This window comes from Nibrella saemangeumensis (assembly GCF_039541915.1).
Lineage (GTDB): Bacteria > Bacteroidota > Bacteroidia > Cytophagales > Spirosomataceae > Nibrella > Nibrella saemangeumensis.
The window spans coordinates 145,220-167,422 of the sequence record NZ_BAABHD010000012.1 but is presented as its reverse complement, the minus strand read 5'-3'; the positions used below and the strand labels follow the sequence as shown (position 1 = coordinate 167,422).

Annotated in this window: 17 protein-coding genes and 1 riboswitch; of the genes, 13 read left to right on the top strand and 4 right to left on the bottom strand. The window is 52.0% G+C overall.

Annotation, left to right across the window (positions count from 1 at the left end):
* Nucleotides 1-58 precede the first annotated feature (58 nt).
* The 8 genes from ABD949_RS06025 (at nt 59) to ABD949_RS05990 (ending at nt 8,895) form a co-directional block, all read left to right on the top strand.
* A complete protein-coding gene (locus ABD949_RS06025; protein WP_345241578.1) occupies nt 59-478 on the top strand; it encodes an EVE domain-containing protein in 420 nt (139 codons plus the stop codon).
* A gap of 56 nt (nt 479-534) precedes the next feature.
* Nucleotides 535-1,425, top strand: a complete 891-nt coding sequence (locus ABD949_RS06020; protein ID WP_345241577.1) for a class I SAM-dependent methyltransferase — start codon at nt 535-537, stop codon at nt 1,423-1,425.
* Nucleotides 1,426-1,455: 30 nt separating this feature from the next.
* Nucleotides 1,456-2,658 carry a tetratricopeptide repeat protein gene (locus ABD949_RS06015; protein ID WP_345241575.1) on the top strand — a complete coding sequence of 401 codons (1,203 nt, stop codon included), beginning with the start codon at nt 1,456-1,458 and terminating at the stop codon, nt 2,656-2,658.
* A gap of 104 nt (nt 2,659-2,762) precedes the next feature.
* Entirely contained in the window at nt 2,763-4,709 is a 1,947-nt protein-coding gene (gene thrS, locus ABD949_RS06010) for a threonine--tRNA ligase (RefSeq protein WP_345241573.1), read from the top strand.
* 174 nt (nt 4,710-4,883) lie between these two features.
* Nucleotides 4,884-5,435: a translation initiation factor IF-3 gene (gene infC, locus ABD949_RS06005; RefSeq protein ID WP_345241570.1), complete on the top strand. Its 552-nt coding sequence runs from the start codon at nt 4,884-4,886 to the stop codon at nt 5,433-5,435.
* Nucleotides 5,436-5,563: 128 nt separating this feature from the next.
* Complete coding sequence (rpmI, locus tag ABD949_RS06000) at nt 5,564-5,758, top strand: 50S ribosomal protein L35 (RefSeq protein ID WP_345241568.1); 195 nt, start codon at nt 5,564-5,566, stop codon at nt 5,756-5,758.
* 210 nt (nt 5,759-5,968) lie between these two features.
* Entirely contained in the window at nt 5,969-6,313 is a 345-nt protein-coding gene (gene rplT / locus ABD949_RS05995; protein ID WP_345241566.1) for a 50S ribosomal protein L20, read from the top strand.
* Nucleotides 6,314-6,477: 164 nt separating this feature from the next.
* A complete protein-coding gene (locus tag ABD949_RS05990) occupies nt 6,478-8,895 on the top strand; it encodes a patatin-like phospholipase family protein (RefSeq protein ID WP_345241564.1) in 2,418 nt (805 codons plus the stop codon).
* A gap of 28 nt (nt 8,896-8,923) precedes the next feature.
* On the opposite strand, the gene ABD949_RS05985 is transcribed toward ABD949_RS05990, so the two are convergent.
* Nucleotides 8,924-9,370 carry a nuclease A inhibitor family protein gene (locus ABD949_RS05985; protein ID WP_345241562.1) on the bottom strand — a complete coding sequence of 149 codons (447 nt, stop codon included), beginning with the start codon at nt 9,368-9,370 and terminating at the stop codon, nt 8,924-8,926.
* 147 nt (nt 9,371-9,517) lie between these two features.
* Here ABD949_RS05985 and ABD949_RS05980 point away from each other — a divergent pair, with 147 nt between their 5' ends.
* The 5 genes from ABD949_RS05980 (at nt 9,518) to ABD949_RS05960 (ending at nt 17,926) form a co-directional block, all read left to right on the top strand.
* The gene (locus tag ABD949_RS05980; RefSeq protein ID WP_345241561.1) at nt 9,518-10,099 is read left to right on the top strand and encodes a hypothetical protein; all 582 of its coding nucleotides are present in this window, start codon (nt 9,518-9,520) and stop codon (nt 10,097-10,099) included.
* 240 nt (nt 10,100-10,339) lie between these two features.
* Entirely contained in the window at nt 10,340-12,280 is a 1,941-nt protein-coding gene (dnaK, locus tag ABD949_RS05975) for a molecular chaperone DnaK (RefSeq protein WP_345241560.1), read from the top strand.
* 483 nt (nt 12,281-12,763) lie between these two features.
* The gene (locus ABD949_RS05970; protein WP_345241558.1) at nt 12,764-13,624 is read left to right on the top strand and encodes an alpha/beta fold hydrolase; all 861 of its coding nucleotides are present in this window, start codon (nt 12,764-12,766) and stop codon (nt 13,622-13,624) included.
* Nucleotides 13,625-13,850: 226 nt separating this feature from the next.
* The gene (gene gyrA, locus ABD949_RS05965) at nt 13,851-16,418 is read left to right on the top strand and encodes a DNA gyrase subunit A (protein ID WP_345241556.1); all 2,568 of its coding nucleotides are present in this window, start codon (nt 13,851-13,853) and stop codon (nt 16,416-16,418) included.
* Between the two features lie 71 nt (nt 16,419-16,489).
* Nucleotides 16,490-17,926, top strand: coding sequence for a tetratricopeptide repeat protein (locus tag ABD949_RS05960; RefSeq protein WP_345241554.1), 1,437 nt, complete (start codon nt 16,490-16,492; stop codon nt 17,924-17,926).
* A 329-nt stretch (nt 17,927-18,255) separates the two neighbouring features.
* On the opposite strand, the gene ABD949_RS05955 is transcribed toward ABD949_RS05960, so the two are convergent.
* The 3 genes from ABD949_RS05955 to ABD949_RS05945 form a co-directional block, all read right to left on the bottom strand.
* A complete protein-coding gene (locus ABD949_RS05955) occupies nt 18,256-19,248 on the bottom strand; it encodes a YncE family protein (protein ID WP_345241552.1) in 993 nt (330 codons plus the stop codon).
* Between the two features lie 100 nt (nt 19,249-19,348).
* Entirely contained in the window at nt 19,349-21,241 is a 1,893-nt protein-coding gene (locus ABD949_RS05950) for a TonB-dependent receptor plug domain-containing protein (RefSeq protein ID WP_345241551.1), read from the bottom strand.
* Nucleotides 21,242-21,384: 143 nt separating this feature from the next.
* A riboswitch (cobalamin riboswitch) is annotated at nt 21,385-21,583 on the bottom strand.
* A gap of 20 nt (nt 21,584-21,603) precedes the next feature.
* Nucleotides 21,604-22,050 carry a helix-turn-helix transcriptional regulator gene (locus ABD949_RS05945; RefSeq protein WP_345241549.1) on the bottom strand — a complete coding sequence of 149 codons (447 nt, stop codon included), beginning with the start codon at nt 22,048-22,050 and terminating at the stop codon, nt 21,604-21,606.
* Nucleotides 22,051-22,203 lie beyond the last annotated feature (153 nt).

The following is a 22,203-nucleotide window of genomic DNA, read 5'->3' as shown; positions in this document are numbered from 1 at the left end:
TTCTATAAATCTTTACGTAAAGAGCCTGGGGTAATACCGGGCTTTTTACTTTTGCGGCATGAATTACTGGTTAGTCAAATCGGAGCCGGATACCTACTCCTGGGACCGGTTCGTCAGGGAAGGAAAAGCCGTGTGGGATGGCGTACGCAATTATCAGGCTCGCAACAACCTGAAAGCTATGCAAACGGGCGATCAGGTCTTGTTTTATCATAGCGTTACCAAACAGGCCGTAGTCGGTTTGGCTATCGTAGTGCGGGAGGCATACCCTGACCCAACGGTTCCGGATGATCCGCGCTGGGTGGTGGTTGAACTGGAGCCGGTGATGGCGTTAGACAAGCCCGTGACGCTGGCCCAACTGAAAGCCGAGCCGTTGTTGGGGCACATGGCGCTGCTGCGGCAGTCGCGGCTGTCGGTGATGCCGGTGCGGCCCGATGAATTTGAATTAATACTGGCGATGGCGCAGCAGCCCGTTGCCTGATTACCCCTAATACCAAGTTTTTCGCCTGGTCGGGAACCCCTTTTTGTTATCCATGCATGGCAGATTTGCAATTGTTAACTCCGGCGGGCTGGCCGGAATATGAGTTGATTGACTCTGGTAACTTCGAAAAGCTTGAGCGGTTCGGTGCGTACGTGCTGGCCCGGCCAGAACCACAGGCGATATGGGATAAGTCACTGCCCGACGCCGATTGGGAACGGCAGGCACACGCTACCTTCCGGCGCGATAAACAGTCGCCGGAGCGGGGTGAGTGGCTGAAGAAACCCGGCCTGCGCGATCCGTGGCTGATCGACTTCCAGCAGGCAGGCTTGTCGCTGCGGTTCAAACTAGCGCTCTCGTCGTTTAAGCACGTTGGTATTTTTCCGGAGCAGGCCGTTAACTGGACCTATATCTACAATAAAGTGAAAGCGTTACCCGTCGAGCGGCCGAAAGTGCTCAACTTATTTGCCTATACCGGCGGGGCTTCGCTGGCGGCACGGCAGGGCGGTGCCGATGTCACGCATGTAGATGCGGTGCGGCAGGTCATCAGCTGGTCGCGGGAGAACATGGAAGCCAGCCGGCTCGATAACATCCGGTGGGTGGTCGAAGATGCCGTCAAATTTGTGCGCCGGGAAGAGCGCCGGGGCAATACCTACCACGGATTGATACTAGACCCACCCGCCTATGGTCGTGGTCCCGATGGCGAAAAGTGGGTGCTGGAAGAGCATTTGAACGACTTGTTGAAGACCTGCGTGGCGCTGCTGGACCGGGAGCATTTTTTCTTCATTATCAACCTGTATTCGCTGGGTTTTTCGGCCCTGATTCTGGACAATCTGATGCGGCAATGCTTCGGGCAGCCGTCCAATGCCGAGTGGGGGGAGCTGTATCTGGATGACCGGCAGCAGAAGCGGTTGCCGTTGGGGGTATTTTATCGGTTTTCTTCGCAGTAAGCCGTATCTTTGTCCCGAAACTGGTTGTGCATGCGCATTGCGTTATTTATCTGTTTTTGCTGGCTCCTGCTGAGCTGCGGTAGTGAAGACCGCCGGCAGGCGCGTATTCCGGAAATTCCCGAACCGGGCGATACCAGCCGCAACCGGGCGACGCTGGTGGCGCTGACGCGGGCGATCAATCAGTCATCGCCGGCATCGGCCTATGCCAAGCGCGCTGCGCTGTACCTGTCGATGGGAAAGGTGCAGGAAGCGCTGGAGGATATCGACGAAGCCATCAGCCGGAACGGTAATGTCGGCTCGTATTACCTGGTGCGGGCTCAGGTACTCCGGGCGCTGCAGCAACCGGGCAAAGCGTTTGAGAGCGCCCAGCGGGCCGAAATTCTCGGGGTGGATACCCCGGCGATGTATACCCTGCTCGGTGATCTGCTGCAACAGCAGAACCAGTTTGAGAGGGCGCAGCTATACATTACCAAAGCGCTGCAGATGGCCCCTTACGAGGGAGAAGCGTATTATTTTGCCGGGCTGATGGCCGCCAAGCAGGGCGATACCACGCTGGCCCTGAAACAGTATCAGCAGTCGCTGAAGCTGAAACCCCGTTACCTGGAGACGTACAACCAACTGGCGTCGGTATACCGGGTAAAAGGTGATCTGAATACGGCACTGCGGTATAATGAGCAGGGGCTGGTGTATTTTCCCGAAAATCCCCAGCTTCATTATCGCCGGGGGCTGATTTTTCACAACATGGGCGGGCTCGACAGCGCATTGGTTTCATACCAGCGGGCGGCTGCCCTGCAGCCTAACATGTTTCAGGCGTATTTTCAGGCCGGGCTGGTGTATCATTACCTGAGAAACTATCCACTGGCGCTGACGAATTTCCAGCGGGTGCAGCAGTTGAAGCCCCAATACCCACGGGTCGATTATTTTATCGGTCACAGCCTCGAACAGACCGGTCAACTGGATGCTGCGCTGGCTTCTTATAATATAGCAATCAGGCTGAACAACCTGGATCAGGAGGCACAGGTTGGTATCTGGCGGGTGCAGCGCCGGAAGTCAGGACGGCTTTACGACAGCTACATGCTTGACCGGTCGGTGGTTACCGAGTCTGACCAGCAGCCGTCGGCGCCGGTGCTGGATACAGCGCGGGTGCGGATTTCGACCATCCAGCCGAAAACCAGGCTGTCGACGGGCGGAGACTCCCTCCGGACGCTGAAAACGATCGGACCTAATAAATAACTAAAACCCTGCCAACCGCAGAAAATATGGTTCCGTATCTGATCTAACACTGTTAGGCAGGTCGGAATAGCGAATAACAACCTAATTTCCGTAAGAAAAGAAAGATGAGTGAACAGGACATGATTCGGGTAATGCTGCCGGATGGGAGCGTTCGGGAGTACCCCAGCGGCAGTAGTAGTTTGGCCATTGCCACCAGCATCAGTGAAGGGTTGGCGCGGAACGTGCTGGCCGCTAAAGTAAACGGCGTGGTGCAGGATGCCACCCGCCCAATCGATACCGATGCGACGGTGCAATTGCTGACCTGGAACGATACCGAAGGGAAATCCACGTTCTGGCACTCCTCCGCTCACCTGCTGGCCGAAGCGCTCGAAAGCCTGTATCCTGGTGTGAAATTTGGCATCGGCCCTCCCATCGAAAATGGCTTCTACTACGACGTCGACCTGAACGGCCAGCATTTCTCGCAGGACGACTTCAAAAAGGTGGAAGACAAAATGCTGGAACTGGCCCGGCAGAAGAGCGAATACGCCCGTAAGCCGGTGCCGAAAGCCGAGGCTATTGCCTACTTTGAAGAAAAAGGTGACCCATACAAGATTGACTTGCTGAAAGACTTGGAAGACGGTACCATTACCTTTTATTCGCAGGGTAACTTCACCGACCTGTGCCGGGGACCACACATCCCGAACACCGGCTTTATCAAGGCCGCCAAGGTCATGAACGTAGCCGGTGCGTACTGGCGGGGTGACGAAAAAAACAAGATGCTGACCCGCATCTACGCCATTACGTTCCCGAAGCAGAAGGAACTGGATGAGTACCTGTACTTGCTGGAGGAAGCCAAAAAACGCGACCACCGCAAGCTGGGTAAGGAACTCGAACTGTTTGCCTTTTCGGAGAAAGTAGGGCAGGGGCTGCCGCTCTGGCTACCAAAAGGGACGCTGCTGCGCGAGCGGCTGGAGAATTTCCTGCGTAAGGCGCAGATCCGGGCTGGTTACTCACCGGTGGTAACTCCGCATATCGGCAGTAAGCAGCTCTACGTAACCTCGGGGCACTGGGAGAAGTACGGTAAAGACTCGTTTCAGCCGATTCATACCCCCGACGAGAACGAGGAGTTTCTGCTGAAGCCCATGAACTGTCCGCACCACTGCGAGATTTATAAAACCAAGCCACGCTCGTACCGCGACCTGCCCTTGCGGCTGGCTGAGTTCGGTACCGTTTACCGCTACGAGCAGAGTGGTGAATTGCACGGCCTGACCAGGGTGCGCGGCTTTACCCAGGACGATGCTCACATCTTCTGCCGGCCCGACCAGGTAAAGGAAGAGTTTATCAAGGTAATTGACCTGGTGCTGTACGTATTCAGATCACTGGGTTTTGAGGACTTCAGCGCCCAGATTTCGCTGCGTGATCCGGAGAACAAGCAGAAGTATATCGGGGGCGACGAAGCCTGGGAAAAAGCGGAATCCGCCATTGTAGAAGCCGCTGCTGAGCGGGGACTGCGCACTGTGACTGAACTGGGCGAAGCCGCCTTTTACGGACCAAAGCTCGACTTTATGGTGAAGGATGCGCTCGGCCGGAAGTGGCAGTTAGGCACTATTCAGGTAGATTACCAGTTGCCGGAGCGCTTTCAGCTGGAATACACCGGCTCTGATAATCAGAAGTACCGGCCGGTAATGATTCACCGGGCACCGTTCGGCTCCCTGGAGCGATTCATAGCCATCCTGATCGAAAATTCAGCCGGCAATTTTCCGCTCTGGTTATCGCCCGATCAGGTAGCTATATTGCCGATTTCGGAGAAGTACGAAGAATACGCCAACGAAGTGTTCTTCAGCCTGCAGGAAACCGACATCCGGGGGTTTGTGGATCACCGCGATGAAAAGATTGGCCGAAAAATCCGGGATGCGGAGGTCACCAAAGTGCCGTTTATGCTCATCGTGGGCGAGAAAGAGCAGGCCGAAGGCAAAGTATCCGTCCGCCGGAAAGGCCAGGGCGATTTAGGCGCTATGAGCATTCCGGAGTTCGTGCAGTTATTCCAGGAAGAGGTTAAATTATTAGTTTAACGATTGAGGTTTAACGTTTAAGGTGGATTAGCTTTGTAAACTTCGACCGTTAAACCTCAATCGTTAAACGTATATATTGCAGAGTATCAGCATTTTTTTTAGATTCCCGAAACTTTTGGTAACCCCTTACGTTATTTGAACAAATTTTCGTTTTTGAAACGCTAAACACACTCTATGGCATTACAGCGCAGACCACCCCGGCGCGTGGTTGAAGAACCTTACAAGATTAACGAACGTATCCAGGCCCGCCAGGTTCGGGTTGTTGGTGAGAATGTAGAACAAGGTATTTACGATATACAGCAGGCCCGGGCTTTGGCTCAGGCGCAGAACCTCGACTTAGTAGAAATTTCTCCCAACGCTGTCCCTCCCGTTTGTCGCATCGTCGATTACTCCAAGTTCAAGTACGAACAGAAGAAGAAGCAGAAAGAAATTAAGGCGAAGGCGCAGAAAGTTGTTATCAAAGAAATCCGTTTCGGTCCGAACACCGACGACCACGATTTTGATTTCAAACTGAAGCACGCCATCAGCTTCCTGAAAGAAGGTGCCAAAGTGAAAGCCTATGTGCAGTTTGTGGGCCGGGCTATTGTCTTCAAAGAGCGCGGGTTCCAGTTGCTCGACCGGTTTGCCAAAGGCCTGGAAGAGCACGGTAAGATCGAAGCCGAACCCAAACTGGAAGGGAAGCGTATGAGTATGTTCATCGCCCCAAAGGTGGTCGTTAAGAAATAAGTAGCCAGTTGGCAGTTCTCAGTCAGCCGTCAGGACAAATTCCGTTGACGGCTGACTGAGAACTGCCAACTTTTTTTCCTATCTTTGCGGCCTGTTTTACTTTTTTCAACACGTTAAGGGATTCAGTCATGCCTAAGTTAAAGACTAACTCAGGGGCCAAGAAGCGGTTCAAGCTGACTGGCACCGGTAAAATCAAACGGAAGCACGCCTTCCACAGTCACATTCTGACGAAGAAGACCACCAAGCAGAAACGGAACCTGGTTCACACTGCGCTGGTAGATGTTACCAACGAGCGCCGGGTAAAGGCGATGCTGGCCATCTAAATTCGTCTAGGAACGCAACGTCTGCGTTCTGGTTTTAAGTTTCACCCGACAACTGGCCATTAAAGAGTGGGCAGTGGGCAGGGTACAGTAGGCAGAAAAAGAGTGAACAGTATTCAGTAGGCACCGTTGCCAATTGAGAACTGAGAACTGCCAACTGAGAACTGCCGACTAAAAACCTGCCGCCAGCGTCAAAAAACAATTTAATACAATATGCCACGTTCCGTCAATCACGTTGCCTCTCGCGCACGTCGGAAAAAAATCATGAAGCTGGCCAAAGGATTTTTCGGCCGGCGTAAAAATGTCTGGACGGTATCCAAGAATGCCGTCGAGAAAGCTTTAGTATATGCCTACCGTGACCGGCGTCAGAAGAAGCGGGATTTCCGCGCCCTCTGGATCCAGCGTATTAACGCGGGTGCCCGCCAGAACGGTCTGTCATACTCTGCCCTGATGGGCGCTATTCATAAATCAGGCATTGAACTGAACCGTAAGGTGCTGGCCGATCTGGCCATGAACCACCCGGCAGCCTTTGCCGCCGTTGTTGAAAAGGTAAAATAAGCCGGCTTACCGGCAGCGCTAGAAACCCCAGTCAGTTGGCTGGGGTTTTTTGTTGTCCATCCATTCCGGCTACGGTGCCGGTGGTAAGAACAGGTATTTATACGCTACTCTCTGATGCGTTTCGGGTATATATTTGATACAGAAACCCTTATCCTGAAAACTCCATGGAAAATACAGCGCCGGATCGGCCGCGAAGCCTGTATAAAATGCTGGCTAACGGATACGATTACCTGAAAACCCAATATATTCATCGCTGGCAGATGCCTTTATCCCGCTCATTCGTTGCGGAATTAGGGAACCTGTTCAAAACGCTGTTTACCATCCTGTTTCTGCACCCTTATCTCAAGGTTGCCATACTGATGGTGCAGACCCTCTGGCTGATTATCCTGTTGCTCTTTCTGACTTACCTGCCGCTGTCGTCGATGGACCAGGCAACGGATGTTTTCAGCGTAATCGCAGAAGGGGAACGGCCTGGCTGGACTGTGGGGGCACACGCGGCCGTCTTGTTTTTTGCGCTGACGGTCTGGTTCAGCTGCCGGATGCTGTTTATCTTTTTCGACATCGGGAAGATCAAAGAACGGGTCTATAATGGCGTGTATATTACCAGGCCGCAGGAACACGCGCTACAGGGCCTGATGCGGTGGATTCCGCCCCTGCTCGGTTTGTTTCCCTTTTTTATCTTCATTGGTGGTTTATCCGGTCATACCGGCAGTAGCAGGCAGATCCTGGTCGTGCTGGTGCTCATTGCGCTTTACTTTCTGATTTTAAACCAGAATACCCGGTTTATGAACGAGCAGGATGAGGAGGTAACCGAAGAACCCGCCGGCGACAGTGTAATTGAGGTGCCAAAGGAGGAAAAGCAGGATTACCTGTCGTTGCGCAAGCATACGTTCCGGCAATTGCGTATCCGGTACCGGTTGCTGATCTATCTGATGTACTTAACCTGTATTTTGCTGTTCATCGTATGTACCGTGTTTCCGGTCAACCTGTGGTTTTCGCGGTCGGTGGGCGTAGTGGCCGGCATGTTCATGGCGATGAGCATGTGGGTATTTCTGGCGCACGCCCTGCTGTTGCTCGATCATCAGTACAAGGCACCCATTACCATTCTGATGCTGGGCATTATCCTTTTTTTCTGGAATACCAATAACCACCAGATCCAGACGGTTCGAAAGCCTTATTTTCTAAAAGAGAAAGCCGCAGAGCGATTCATACCGCATCACTTTATCAAATGGCTTGAGTACCGGGAGGCAGCAATCAATCAGTGGGTAGACAGCGCCAGGGCTAACGGAGAACGGACGGAAACGTATCCCATCTACATCATTGCTGCGGAGGGGGGTGGCTTACGGGCTGCTTACTGGACGGCGGCCATTCTGGGCCAACTCAGTAAGCGGGTAGATCATTTCTATGACCGGGTCTATGCGCTGAGTACGGTATCGGGCGGTTCGGTAGGGGCGGCTGTTTATACGAAGCTGTACGCCGATAGCCGGTTGGCTTTGCGGATCCGGACCGCAGAGGAACAGCGCAGGCTGGATAGTGCGATCTACAAAAGTGCAACCGGAATACTGAGTCAGGATTACCTGTCCCCGCTGACCATGGCCTTTCTGGTGCCCGATATGGTGCAGAAACTATTACCCGCCAGTGTTGGGGCGTTCGACCGGGCGAAATACATCGAGGATGCGCTGAGCCGGGCCTACGCTGATGGCGCCATCCGGTTTTTACCGGGTGAGCGGGAGCGGTATTCACTGGATAGTACCTTTATGAGCGTCTGGGAAGGTGAGAATATTTACCGGGTGCCGTCGATGTTCATGAACTGCACCCGCGTAGAGGACGGCGCCAAAATGGTATTGTCTAACCTGCTGATTCAGGGAGATGCCTTTCAGGGGGTGAACAGACAGGAGGTAATTGACCTGCAGGATAAAATTCATAAGCACATACCCATCAGCACGGCTGCCTTTATGAGCGCCCGTTTTCCGGTTGTTACCCCGCCGGCTACCGTGCAGGCGAATGATGCCAAACGCGCTGACTGGTTCAATATCGTCGACGGGGGGTATATCGATAATTCAGGACTGGAAACGGCCATCGCAGTCCTGACCAGTATATCCGACGCTCCCCGTTACATTGATCGGGTGTACACTAAAAAGGACTCTCTGAAAGCGAATCGGCTGCGGAAACTGCTGAAGCAGGTAGAGGTCCATTTGATCCTGATCAAAAATTCTGAGGAAAACGATGAGGCCCTTGCCCCAGTTCAGGGTCTGTATGAGATTAAAACTCCTCTGCTGGCGTTTTTTCACTCCTGGGACCGGCATATTGGCTCCAAATTGAACATAGCGCGTCAGTATCTGAAACTGGCGGCCAACCAGACGGTCCCTGCCGATTCGGCCCGGATCAAGGTTGACTCTACGCTGATTCTGTTCGATCTGGATCGGAAACAGGATCTGGTGCCGCTGGGATGGTTTCTGTCCAAGCGGGCGCAGCTTTGCATGGATACGCAGGCCGACAGTCTGCCCAATACCAATGCCTATAGGGAGCGCATCGATTACAACCTGAAGCATCTATCGTCGGCCCGGCGTGCTGGTCAGTAGCGCTGATAAACGGTTGCTTTTTGGACTGCTAGGTTTCTACGATCATCGTTTTCAGGCCGGCGCGTGTCCCGTCCGGACGGCGGCCGAGGAGGTAGAGGTCAATCTCCGTTTCGCCGACGCGGAAGAACTGCCGGTCGGTGAGGTGCTGTTCGATGGTGGCTTTTACCTGTTTGAAGGTTTCTGTACGGGCTTTTTCTTCTTCGCCGTACCAGTCTTTCTCTTCGGTAACGGGAGCCCAGAAATCCGCTTCCGGTCTTTCCTCAATGGGGGTCGCATCCGGAACCTGAAGCCATTCCCGAATCTGCTTATCTGTCAGCGGGCCTTCGTCAGCTGTTGGGCCGGTAATGAAGGTAACAGGCTCATCGGACTCGCTTGGGTAGTAGAGATCCGTAAGCAGCGGCTCAAGCGGCTCGTTCAACTGTGAGGAGTTATCGTCTGGCGACTTGGTATTTTCTTCTGGTTTTTTGTCTTCCATGTGCGGTTATTATTTGCCGACTCACGTGTCCTGCTTAACAAAAAAAGCCGGGGCAAGTTAATTAAATCTGATAACCCACATGTGGCATAATTTGATTTACTTGCCCACTAAACACAGTTAAATGTACACTCTAAACCAGCTTATATCATGTTAGATACGCTAATGAACCTGGTGCGCGAGCAATCCGGCAATGCTATTGTCAATAATCCGGCTATTCCCAATGAGCAAAACAACGTAGCGATGGATTCTGTGATGAGCGGGATTTTGGGAGGCTTGAAACAGCAGGCTTCGGATGGCAATATTGGCGGTTTGCTGAGTACCGTAATGGGGCAGCAAAGCACATCGGCGCAGAATCCGGTAGTCGGTGGCGTTATGAACAATGTTACCGGGCAGTTGGCGGAGCGTTTGGGCATATCGCCCCAGGTAGCTTCCAGTATAGCGGCTGCTGTGGTACCGATGGTCCTGAGCCGATTATTCTCCAAAGCAACTGACCCGAATGATCCCAGCGTAGATGTTGGTAATATCATGGCTACGGCGACCGGTAATCAGCAGGCGGCCGGAATGGATTGGGCCGGTATGGCACAATCGGCCATGGCGGATGGCAAGCTGGACATGAGCGACCTTATGCGCGTTGCCGGTGGTTTTATGGGTAGTGGCAATACCAACACTGGTCAGCAATCAGGGGGCGGTCTGGGCGGTATGCTGGGTGGCCTGTTTGGGGGTAAGTGAGGTAATCGATAAAAAGCAGGAAGGGGTCACAACTGGCCCCTTCTTATTTTTTGTCAGTTTCCTTGTCAGTCTCTTATCAACAAACCGTCATATTGGCCCGTGAGGTATTTTTTGTCTGTCAATCTGTCACAAAAAACAGGGAATTACTGGCATGGCATATGTCTTGTTGTAAACAGGATGTCTGTCACAGAATGGCCGGCAGCATTAACCACAGAAAGAAATTATAGCTAAACCAATAGTATGGGAAAGATTATAGGCATTGACTTAGGTACAACCAACTCGTGCGTGGCCGTTATGGAAGGTAACGAGCCGGTGGTGATCCCGAACAGCGAAGGCCGTCGGACTACCCCGTCTGTCGTGGCTTTTATGGACAACGGCAACGGCGAGCGTAAAGTAGGTGACCCTGCGAAACGTCAGGCGATCACAAACCCGAAGAACACTATTTCGTCGATCAAGCGGTTCATGGGTAAACGCTACAACGAAGTACAGAACGAAATCAAAAACGGATCGTACACCATTGAGCGTGGCCCTAACGATACGCCCCGCGTACGCATCGGCGATCGCCAATATACCCCGCAGGAAATCTCCGCCTTGATTCTGCAGAAAATGAAGCAGACGGCCGAAGATTACCTCGGCCAGACCGTAACCGAAGCCGTGATTACGGTGCCGGCTTACTTCAACGACGCCGAGCGTCAGGCCACGAAGGAAGCGGGTCAGATTGCGGGTCTGGATGTGAAGCGGATTATCAACGAGCCGACAGCCGCTGCCCTGGCCTACGGTCTGGATAAGACGCACAAAGACATGAAGATCGCCGTCTTCGACCTGGGTGGGGGTACGTTTGATATCTCGATTCTGGAACTGGGCGATGGCGTATTCGAAGTAAAAGCTACCGATGGGGATACCCACCTGGGTGGTGACGACTTCGACCAGGTAATCATCGACTGGCTGGCTCAGGAGTTCAAGAGCGACGAAGGCATTGACCTGCGTCAGGACCCGATGGCGCTGCAGCGGTTGAAAGAAGCGGCTGAGAAAGCTAAAATCGAGTTGTCGAGTTCATCGTCTACGGAGATTAACCTGCCGTACATCATGCCGGTAAACGGTATTCCGAAGCACCTCGTGCGGTCGCTGAGCCGGGCGAAGTTTGAGCAACTGGCTGATTCGCTGATTCAGCGGAGCCTTGAGCCTTGCCGCCGGGCCCTGAAGAACTCAGGTTTGTCGGCTGGTCAGATCGACGAGGTGATTCTGGTAGGTGGCTCAACCCGTATTCCGCGGGTGCAGGATGAGGTAGAGAAACTGTTCGGTAAGAAGCCGTCCAAGAACGTAAACCCCGATGAGGCTGTGGCCGTGGGGGCTGCGATCCAGGGTGGTGTCCTGACCGGCGAGGTAAAAGACGTCCTGCTGCTCGACGTGATTCCGTTGTCACTGGGTATTGAAACCATGGGTGGCGTATTCACCAAGCTGATCGAATCGAACACGACGATTCCGACCAAGAAATCGGAAGTGTTCTCAACGGCCTCCGACAGTCAGCCGAGCGTAGAGATCAACGTCCTGCAGGGTGAGCGCCCGATGGCGCAGCAGAACCGCCAGCTTGGCCGCTTTATCCTGGATGGTATTCCGCCGGCTCCGCGGGGTGTGCCGCAGATTGAAGTAACCTTCGACGTGGATGCTAACGGTATTCTGCACGTAACGGCCCGCGACAAAGGGACCGGCAAAGAGCAGAAGATCCGGATTGAAGCCTCCAGCGGTCTGAGCGACGCCGAAATCGAACGGATGCGGCAGGAAGCCAAAGCGAACGAAGAAGCCGACAAAGCTGAGCGGGAGAAGGTCGAGAAGGTAAATCAGGCCGACTCGATGGTGTTCCAGACCGAGAAGCAGTTGAAGGAGTACGGCGATAAACTGTCTTCGACCAACAAATCGGCCATTGAAGACGCCCTGGCGCAACTGCGCACCGCCCACGGTTCCCGCGACGTAGCGGCTATCGACACGGCTATGGAGCAACTGAATAATGCGTGGCAGGCTGCTTCGCAGGATCTGTACAACGCGACCAACGCCCAGGCCAACCCGGCCGATGGTGCAGCCGGTTTCGGTGGCAACGGTGCCAGCGGGAACAGTCAGGCCGATCAGCAGACGGGCAGCACCGATGGGAACGTATCGGATGTCCCTTACGAAGAAGTAAAATAAATAACACAATAGATAGTAAACCAAAAGCCCCTGCCAGTAACGGCAGGGGCTTTTGGCGTTTGGTAGGTATGTTTAGTAAATACTCTGTTTTAAAGTAGGGATTATTTTTTAGCGATGTAATACATTAGCTCCGTAAGGAGTAGCATTGCGGAGCAGCGCTTCAAAGACCGGCGCGTTGCGCTTCAGGAATCGGATAGCAGAAATTCTTACAACTGTCCAAATCGGCATAGTTCGGTTTGCCTTGGTGAATGCTTTTGTTTTAAAATTCAGTGTTTGCATAACGTTCTTTAATAAGCTGAAAACCAAGTAATGAAAATACAGGATCAGATTAATTGTTTTCGGTAAAGTAACATTGATTTTTATTTAAAAAATTTCGCTTTATTGAAAAAGTACAAATGCTACTTCTGATTAGTCCGTAAATAGAGAGATAGTTATAAAGATTCTTTAAAATTACCTTTGTCTGTTATAGCTAATTATAAGCTTATGGAGCACCATTTCACGACCACCAACGGCGTCCGGCTGCATGTGGTACAGGCCGGTCCGGTCGATGGGCTGCTGGTGATTTTACTGCACGGTTTTCCGGAATTCTGGTACGGCTGGAGAAAACAGATAACGTTTCTGGCAGAGGCCGGCTACCGGGTATGGGCACCGGACCAGCGCGGCTACAACCTGAGCGACAAGCCGGATGGAGTAGGAGCGTACCAGACCGATACCCTGGTTGATGATATACTGGGGCTGATCGATGCCTCCGGCCGGCAGCAGGTGTTCCTGGTGGGGCACGACTGGGGCGCTATGGTTGCCTGGCGGCTGGCGGCTAGGTATCCGGAACGACTGCATAAGCTGGTAATCCTGAATGTACCGCACTGGCGGGTGATGAAGCGGTTTGCGTTGCGGCAGCCGCGACAGCTGGCCCGTAGCTGGTATATCTTCTTTTTTCAACTACCCTGGTTGCCCGAGACATTGATTAAATGGAAGCAGTACGGGTTTATGGTTCAGACCCTGTTAGGCACCAGCCGGCCGGGTACATTCAGGCGGGAGGATCTGGCGCAGTACAAACAGGCTTGGGCGCAGCCAAACGCCTTTCGGTCGATGGTGAACTGGTATCGGGCAGCCATACAGAAACGCCCAGTGGAACGAGTTAATTCGGTTATCCAAGTACCGGTACTAGTTCTCTGGGGAAAGCAGGACCGTTTTCTGATGGCCGAAATGGCGCAATTGAGTTTGAATTACTGCACCGACGGACAACTGGTTTATTTTGAGGAGGCAACCCATTGGGTACAGCATGAAGAAGCGGCAGGGGTGAATATCGCGATAGTTGATTTTTTCGATGCTGGAAGGGTCTAATGAATTGTATAAAATATAGGCCGTTTTTTTTCTGTCAGCTGCGGGCCGGGTAGGGGAGAGGGGTTAACGCAAGGTGCTGCCTGCGTGGAATGTACCGACCATAAAGGCCATTTCCAGCCTTTATTTTACTTTTTCCTAAAAATTTTGTATATTTGTATACTAGCGCTACCACTTACCGAAGAGGTTGTGCTAAATAGGAAAATTTTGTGAAACTCCCCTCTCTTATATGACGGAAGAAACCAACGGCACGGAGGTGCCTAACAACATCATTCCCATTAACATTGAGGACGAAATGCGCGGTGCCTACATCGATTATTCGATGTCGGTAATTATTTCCCGCGCATTACCCGACGTACGCGACGGTCTGAAGCCGGTGCATCGGCGGGTACTGTTCGGTATGGCCGAACTGGGCGTCAACTACAACAAGCCTTATAAGAAATCGGCCCGTATTGTAGGGGAGGTGTTGGGTAAGTATCACCCCCACGGCGATTCATCGGTGTATGACACCATGGTGCGGATGGCCCAGGACTGGTCACTGCGTTACCCGCTGGTTGACGGTCAGGGTAACTTCGGCTCAGTCGACGGCGACTCACCGGCCGCCATGCGCTACACCGAAGCGCGGCTGAAGCGGATTGCCGAAGAAATTCTGAATGACATTTATAAAGAAACGGTTGACTTCCAGCCGAACTTCGACGACTCGCTCGAAGAGCCAAGCGTCATGCCGGCTAAACTGCCCAACCTGCTGCTCAACGGCTCGTCGGGTATTGCGGTAGGGATGGCGACCAATATGGCTCCGCATAACCTGTCGGAGGTGGTTGACGGTATCGTGGCGTACCTGGACAATCAGGATGTCGACGTCGAGGAATTGATGGAGATCATTCAGGCTCCCGATTTCCCGACGGGCGGTACCATCTACGGCATGACCGGCGTACGCTCGGCGTTCCGGACCGGCCGGGGGCGCGTGATCATGCGGGCCAACGCTACCTTCGAGACCACCAAATCCGGCAAGGAGCAGATCATCGTGACCGAGATTCCGTACATGGTCAACAAAGCCATGATGCTGGAGAAAACGGCCGCGCTGATCAATGAGAAGAGACTGGAAGGGATCTCGGCGATCCGCGACGAGTCGGACCGCGACGGTATGCGGGTGGTGTACGACCTGAAAAAGGACGCCATTCCCAACGTTGTCCTGAACAACCTCTATAAATACACGGCGCTACAGTCGTCGTTCGGGATCAACAACGTGGCGCTGGTGAAAGGCCGGCCGATGATGCTGAACCTGAAAGACATGATCCGGCATTATGTCGATCACCGCTTTGAGGTTATCACGCGCCGTACCCAGTACGAACTGCGCGAAGCCGAAAAGCGGGCGCATATTTTGCTGGGTCTGCTCATTGCGCTGGATCATATCGATGAGGTGATTAAACTGATTCGCGGTGCCAAAGATCCGGATGCGGCCAAAGCCGGTCTGATCAGCCGTTTCGAGCTGAGCGAGGTGCAGGCCAAGGCCATTCTGGATATGCGTCTGCAGCGATTGACCGGCCTGGAGCGCGATAAGATCCAAGGGGAGTACGACGAGCTGATGCGCGAAATCGCCGACTACAAAGACATTCTGGCCCGTGAAGAGCGGAAGCGGCAGATCATCAAAGACGAACTGATTGACCTGAAGGCCCGGTATGGTGACCCGCGCCGGACCAAGATCGAGATGTTTGCCGACGGAGACATTGACGACCTGGATCTGATCCCGGACGATGAGATGCTAATTACCATTTCGCACGAAGGGTACGTGAAGCGGACTCCGCTGACCGAGTACCGGTCACAGGGCAGGGGAGGAGTTGGTTCACGGGGCGTTGCCACCAAAGACGCCGACTTTACCGAGCACCTGTTCCCGGCCACCATGCACAACTACCTGCTGATCTTTACGCAGAAAGGGCGGCTATACTGGCTGCGCGTGCATCAGATCCCGGAAGGCAGCAAGGTGTCGAAAGGCCGGCCCATCCAGAACCTGATCAACATTGAGTCGGACGATAAGGTACGGGCAGTTATCAACGTGAAGACGCTGGAGGATGCCGACTACATCAACAATAACTTTATTGTGATGTGTACCGAGCAGGGCACCATTAAGAAGACCATGCTCGAAGCCTTCTCACGTCCGCGTCAGAACGGTATTATCGCTATTTCCATCGATGAGGAAGACCGGTTGCTGGATGTGGCGCTGACCAGCGGCAACAATGACCTGGTCATTGCGTCGAGTTCGGGCCGGGCGGTGCGTTTCAACGAAAACCGGGTGCGGCCGATGGGCCGGACGGCGGCCGGGGTGCGCGGTATTACCCTAAGTGAGGATGACAAGGACGACAAGGTGATCGGCATGGTGTGCATTAGCCGTGAAGATGCCCAGTTGCTGGTTGTATCGGAGAAAGGCTACGGCAAGCGTTCCGATGTGGAAGAGTACCGCGTCACCAATCGCGGAGCCAAGGGTGTGGGAACTCTTAAGGTAACCGAAAAGGTTGGTAAGCTGGTGGGCATTCTCGAAGTAGGCGATAACGATGACCTGATGATCATTAATAAATCAGGCATCATTATCCGGATGCCGGTCGAAGAGGTCCGGGTCATTGGCCGGAATACGCAGGGTGTAAAGCTGATCAGGCTGAACGAAGGCGATGAGATATCATCGGTGACCAAAATTGAACGGGACGACGAGGAGGGAAGTCTGCCGGCCAGTGAGGTAGCAACGGCTGCCGGGGCTGCTGATGGGGAGACCGGCGACGAGCCGACATCTGAGTTAACCGCTTGATATTCCCGTAAAATATACGGTACTTTCCGAAATTTCGTTTTTATATCAAAAGTCAACCAAAAGATTAACACATGAAAAAACTTTCGTTCTTCCTGCTGGCGAGTATGTTTTCGGCGGGAGTGTATGCTCAGGGCCTTGATGCTGCACTTGAGCAGAGCGTAGCAAAGGACAAAGAAAAGAGTGATAAGGCGATTACCGATGCGAAGGCCTCGGGCAAAGCAAGTACCTGGATGGATCGGGCTAAAACGTACGAAAGTATTGCCGTTCAGTTTGTAAAGCTGGATTCAAATGCCGCCATGGTAGCCTATGACGCCTATAAGAAAGTAATTGAGTTAGATAAAGATAAGAAGGGCGGCCCTGGTAAGCTGGCAAAGGAAGCGGAGACAGCCATGAAGGGGCAGGGTATGTACAATGCGTTTATGCAGACCGGTGCCGCTAAGTACCAGGCTAAAAATTTTGCCGACGCGACCAAACTGATGGCATTGGCCGGTGAGGTAATGCCAAAAGATACCACCGCAGCGCTGTATGCTGGTATTGCAGCCCAGCAGGCTCAGAATATGGCTGTGGCGAAAGAGCAGTTTGAGCGTTACATGACGGCTGGCGGTAAAGACCCCAGTGTTATTTATACACTGTCCAATATTTACCGCCAGGAGAAGAACGTAGATAAGGCACTGGCTACGCTGGAGAAGGGTTTGCAGGTATTACCGACGAACAAGGATCTTCAGGCGGAGCGGGTAAACATCATGTTGGCCGCCGGTCGGATGGATGAGGCTATCGCCAGTATGAAGCAGCTGGTAGAGCGTGAGCCCAACAACGCGCAGAATTTGCTGAACCTGGGTATCCTGTACGACAACTCAGCGAATGAGGCCGAGAAAGAGATCCAGAAGGTGAGTGAGAGCGTAAAGAAAGGTCCGGATCTGAACAAGCAGCTGACTACTCAGAAAGATGCGTTATCGGCCATGCAGGGTGAAGTGACCCGGTTGAGCGCCCGTGCCAAGAAGGAGCCGAAGAACGCTGATGTGAAGCGGCAACTTACGCAGGTGAATCAGATGATTACCGATAAGAAGGCTGAGATCGCCCAAACAGAGAAAGACATCCAGGCGCAGCAGAATCAGCCCAAGACGGGTGTTGATAATCCGGAGCAGAAATTGGCTGATCTGACCAAGCGTCAGCAAGAGTATCGTACGTCAGCGAAAGACTATTATACCCGTGCGTTGCAGGTAGACCCGAACAACTACGATGCTAACTTCAACATGGGTGCGCTGTACTTTAACGAAGCGGTTGCGATGAACCGTCAGTTGAGCAACATGGACATGAAGGAGTATCAGGCGAAAGGTAAAGAAGTTGAAGGCCGGGCTTGTGGTCGTTTCAAGCAGGCGCTGCCGTACCTGGAGAAAGCCAAGTCGATCAAAGATACCGAAGAAGACCTGAACGAAAACCTGAATAGCCTTCGGGATATCCTGAAGCAGTTTGAGGAGAAGAAGGTTGTTTGTGTAGAGTCTAAGTAACGAATAGTAGGGCAGCCAATAAACAGGCTGCCTTATTTTTACAAAATCTACTTAACATAATATAAATTATACAACTAAAGTAGTTCTTTTTATCCACAACTAATTCACACGTTATCCACGTGGAACACTAAAGTATTCATATATAAGGATTTAGGCTGAAATAGGCATTTTTAGGCCTTATTTTTACCTAATACCAGCGGAATAACAGCAAAAAAGACCGGCATCGAGCCGGTCTTTTTTGCCTTATCAATGGCTTGTGGATAGGTACCTGTGCACACACTACTGGTTATCGTTTCTTTTTTCCACAGTGTGCATTAGGTGTGGATTTTTTATTTAAAGTAAAAGCCCGACGGAATCAAGCCAACCCGCAACGAGTCAATAACCTGGCCACCCGTGCGGTACCGGTACACGTAGCCGTTTTGGGAAAAGTCACCGGCATACGCACCATAAATGGTGTTGGTCGCATTGTCGTAGCCAAGGCCGTACAGATTTTTCCGGATCAGTGGCGTGTCAATGGGTGCCGTTGCAGCAGAAACCGGCATGCTGTAAACGGCATTGTTGAGCGTAAAATACAGCATCGTCCCGTCGCCGTTGATGATGAGATTGTCGGGGTTTCCGTTAATGTTTTTGCCCCCAATGGTTATCCGTCCGACAATCTGTTTGGTGCTTGAATTGATCCGGATCAGCTCTGCTTTTGTCAATCTATCAGGACTGTTCCAGGTTGGCTTGCCGCTGCACAAGACCCAAATGTCCTGATTCCGATCGATGACCAAATGCGTGGGCACATCTCCTACCGTAATGGTTGAGGTTACGGCATCGGTTTGGGTATTTATGATACTAACCGTATTGTCGGTGTCAAATCCCCCCGAATTGGCAACGTATAAATCCGATCCCTTGACAAGCATCCCCTCCGGCCCGACTCCGGTCATAACTTGTTTTACTACTACCTTATTAGCCAGATCCACGACAGCTACGGATCCATTCGGAGAATTTCCCCAGCAACTTACGTATGCTTTTTCGTTTGACACCGGTACTATATACCGGCATTGATCTACTCCGGCTTCAATGGATCCAACAGATTTAAACGTATTTGCATCGACAATTTCAACCTTGTTGCTGTTGTTTACAACCAGGTACCCTCGTCCGGCCAGTTCGGTATACGATTGCAACACATCACCAATAGCCCGGCTATTCACCTTTTTGAAAATGTCAGGAGTAATCTGACCCGTTTGTCGATTAATAAAGCTAACTGAGGCATTGCCCTTGGTAAAGCCGCCTTCTTCGAGCACCAGAACTCCGCTCTCATAAGGTTCTACTGTCACTTCTGTATTCACTTTACAGGCAGATAGGCTACCCAGGAAAGCTGTAATAACTAAAATGTGGTGTATGGATATTTTCTTCATTATTATATTTAGAATTAATCTAATTAAAATTAGCGAAAAGTGTGATGTTATAATTCAAGCCCGGCATAGCCCGGTTTTCAACAGTCTGGTATGTTACATTAGTCAGGTTATAGCCTGAGAAAAACAATCGTAGTAACTTTTTACCCCAGTATATTTCCCGACTCAACTGAGCGTTTACCATCATAAAGCCCGGTAAAAAAGTACTGTTATCTGTTAATGTATACCGGCGGCTAGTATAGTTGGTCTGGATGCCTGCTTCCCAAGCCTTGTATACGAAGCGATTTTGCTGGTTTATAGTAACCAGGGGGGCATACAATAATTGATTACCCGCTGCAGGTGCGTGTGCCGCTCCAGTATTATGCGCCTGGCTGATCCGGTTGTAGTTGATGTGGAGTCGGCTAGTGAGATGTCCCTTGCCTGTACGCTGCCTGACAGAAAAGAACGTTTCTACCCCCCGGCTACGTACCGTCTGGAGGTTCTGCGCCGACCAGTAACCTTCATTAGCATTGGGTCTCCAGAGTATCCAGTCATAAACCAGGGCATGATAAACGGTAGCAGACGCTTCCCAATCAGATGCGGAGGTAGTTGATAGCGCTGATTTACTGGAAAGCAACACTCCTCCCTCCTGACTCCAGCCGGTTTCGGGACGTAAATTTGAATTTCCACCCGGTCGCCAGTATCGATCGTTCAACGTAGGGACCCGGTATACCCGTGACAGATGAACTTTAGCCAGCAAAGTTAGTTTATCACCGGATACCAGCTGATAATCTGCCCCCAATGAGGGGACGACCGGTGGATCAAAACCGGTAACCCAGCCTTTACGCAATTGACCGGATACCCTCAGGCGGTTGTTCTCATAGGTGGCCATACCATAGCCATCAGCCCGCCACTGATTCTGTTTAACCTGATAGGCCGGAACGTTAGCTGTTGCAGCTGCTCCTTCTACGCCGGCTTTGACTTGCCATATTGCTACGTGATCCCGCAGCTGCCATTGTTCTTCCAGCCGTAACTGGGTCTGGTTGGCTACGGAGTGGTCGTTGGTGCGGACAATGGGGTTAGTATAATGAATGGATTCGGTTGTGTGCCCTATCTGTATAAGCGAACTGCGCCGGTTGTGGCTGCCTACCAGGGATACAACCAGGCGGAGGGCATCGTCCTTCTGGGTTTCCTGGCCCGTTATGCCAATTCCTGGCTGCAGTTGCCGGTCGGCACCGGTGTACCAGCTGTTCAGGGATACATAGTACCGGTCGCCAAGCTTGCTATAAAGATCCTGAACGGCCGAGAACTGGCGTATACCAGCGTGTTTTTGGCGCTCCACCGGCTGCCCAAAACGCGAGGTGTTCCGGTAAGGGAAATTATTCTGTATATCCAGCCAGGCAAAGCCGGTTCGACCGGTCAGCCGAGCCAGATTGTTGCCATACCGGGCCGCAACTTGTACACCTTTCCGGCCAAAGCTGCCCGCCTGCACCGATGCCTGAGCGTTGAGGCCGGATTGCCAGTGCGGTTTTGAACTTAGTAAAACCGCTCCCGAAACGGCGTCGGTGCCCACTAATGTACTGGTAGCGCCCCACTGAATGGAAGCTTGGTCGAAGGAAATGGATTGGATAAGGGATAAATCCTGCTGCCCGAGCATGGGCGAATTGATGGATAGTCCGTTCCAGTTAACAGCTGTATGACCGGAGCCGGTTCCCCGAACAGACAGAACACTCAACATGCCGTTTCCGTAATTCCGGATGGGTATAGCCGAGAATTGCTCCAGCGCCTGACCCAGGTGAGTAAGGGTCGCAAGGTGTAATTGTGCTGAATCCAGTACCGTCACGGATCGACCAACGGTAAACGTTTTCTGGGCGCGTTCGGTAATACGGACGGTATCCAACGTACGATCAGAAATCATTTCCTGTCCGAAAGCCATTCCTGCTGAGGTCAGCCAGACCGGGATTAAGGAATGCAATCGAATTGTCCGGCCATGCCGTAGCTTATCCCGGTTATTGCCGGCTACTACCATATATAAAGTAATAAAGCATACAGTTCGTTGGTCTACACCCGAAACAATCGAACGTCGGAATCTATACGGCAGGTCTCCTGGCTTGCATATCGGCTGGTGCCTTCCCACCCAAACGGGCAGTGGCATGAAGTGTCAGAAGCCGACAGTTACTAGCATACAGTTGCGGGGACAGCACCGGTCTTGCACCGGTTTCCCTATTAAGCCCGGAAAACATGATAGATTCCGGACACCGTACTGACAACACAAAAGTAAGGAAACTTTAGCAGGTTTTATTCCGGAGAAAATTCACGAAAGGTTCCGTCGGTGTAAAATATCAAAATACGCTCAATTTTCTTATCCTGCCTGGGGGTTGTGGTTTCGGCCGCAGGTGGTGGCGTACTAACGGGTGTGATTTCAACCCGACGTTGCCGCGGAATGGCAGCGGATAAATTGTTTTCCCAGGGCGATACTGAGGCTGTTTCTTCGCGTCTGGAAACCGGTTTTGGTGCAGGATTTGCCGTGTTAGTTGACGATTGTGAATCGTCTTCGAGTATCCAATCATAACCCAGATCAGGAAAACGGCGGATTATTTTCTGAATTATATCGAAACTGGGTCTGTTCCGCCCGGAAAGAATATGTGAGATACTTGACCGTTGTACACCGATCTCATCGGCAAAGTATGAAGGAGATAAGTGCTTGTCAATCAGGATCTGTTTAATTTTGTCATTGATGTTCATGCTTGTAAATTTTATGTTTTGAAACAAAAGTAAATTTATGATATTAAATTACAAACATAAATTTATTATAATGTTAAATTAGATTACAAAATTAAAAAGCCGTGATTTAACAAGATAAATCACGGCTTTAAATGCATAATATTAATGTAAATT

Bases quoted from the DNA above. Each gene is read 5' to 3' on its own strand.
- ABD949_RS06020 (WP_345241577.1), top strand. From the start codon at position 535: ATGGCAGATTTGCAATTGTTAACTCCGGCGGGCTGGCCGGAATATGAG.
- thrS (WP_345241573.1), top strand. From the start codon at position 2,763: ATGAGTGAACAGGACATGATTCGGGTAATGCTGCCGGATGGGAGCGTT.
- infC (WP_345241570.1), top strand. From the start codon at position 4,884: ATGGCATTACAGCGCAGACCACCCCGGCGCGTGGTTGAAGAACCTTAC.
- ABD949_RS06015 (WP_345241575.1), top strand. From the start codon at position 1,456: ATGCGCATTGCGTTATTTATCTGTTTTTGCTGGCTCCTGCTGAGCTGC.
- ABD949_RS05950 (WP_345241551.1), bottom strand. From the start codon at position 21,241: ATGGCTTTCGGACAGGAAATGATTTCTGATCGTACGTTGGATACCGTC.
- rplT (WP_345241566.1), top strand. From the start codon at position 5,969: ATGCCACGTTCCGTCAATCACGTTGCCTCTCGCGCACGTCGGAAAAAA.
- ABD949_RS06025 (WP_345241578.1), top strand. From the start codon at position 59: ATGAATTACTGGTTAGTCAAATCGGAGCCGGATACCTACTCCTGGGAC.
- ABD949_RS05980 (WP_345241561.1), top strand. From the start codon at position 9,518: ATGTTAGATACGCTAATGAACCTGGTGCGCGAGCAATCCGGCAATGCT.
- ABD949_RS05990 (WP_345241564.1), top strand. From the start codon at position 6,478: ATGGAAAATACAGCGCCGGATCGGCCGCGAAGCCTGTATAAAATGCTG.
- ABD949_RS05970 (WP_345241558.1), top strand. From the start codon at position 12,764: ATGGAGCACCATTTCACGACCACCAACGGCGTCCGGCTGCATGTGGTA.
- rpmI (WP_345241568.1), top strand. From the start codon at position 5,564: ATGCCTAAGTTAAAGACTAACTCAGGGGCCAAGAAGCGGTTCAAGCTG.
- dnaK (WP_345241560.1), top strand. From the start codon at position 10,340: ATGGGAAAGATTATAGGCATTGACTTAGGTACAACCAACTCGTGCGTG.
- ABD949_RS05960 (WP_345241554.1), top strand. From the start codon at position 16,490: ATGAAAAAACTTTCGTTCTTCCTGCTGGCGAGTATGTTTTCGGCGGGA.
- gyrA (WP_345241556.1), top strand. From the start codon at position 13,851: ATGACGGAAGAAACCAACGGCACGGAGGTGCCTAACAACATCATTCCC.
- ABD949_RS05985 (WP_345241562.1), bottom strand. From the start codon at position 9,370: ATGGAAGACAAAAAACCAGAAGAAAATACCAAGTCGCCAGACGATAAC.
- ABD949_RS05945 (WP_345241549.1), bottom strand. From the start codon at position 22,050: ATGAACATCAATGACAAAATTAAACAGATCCTGATTGACAAGCACTTA.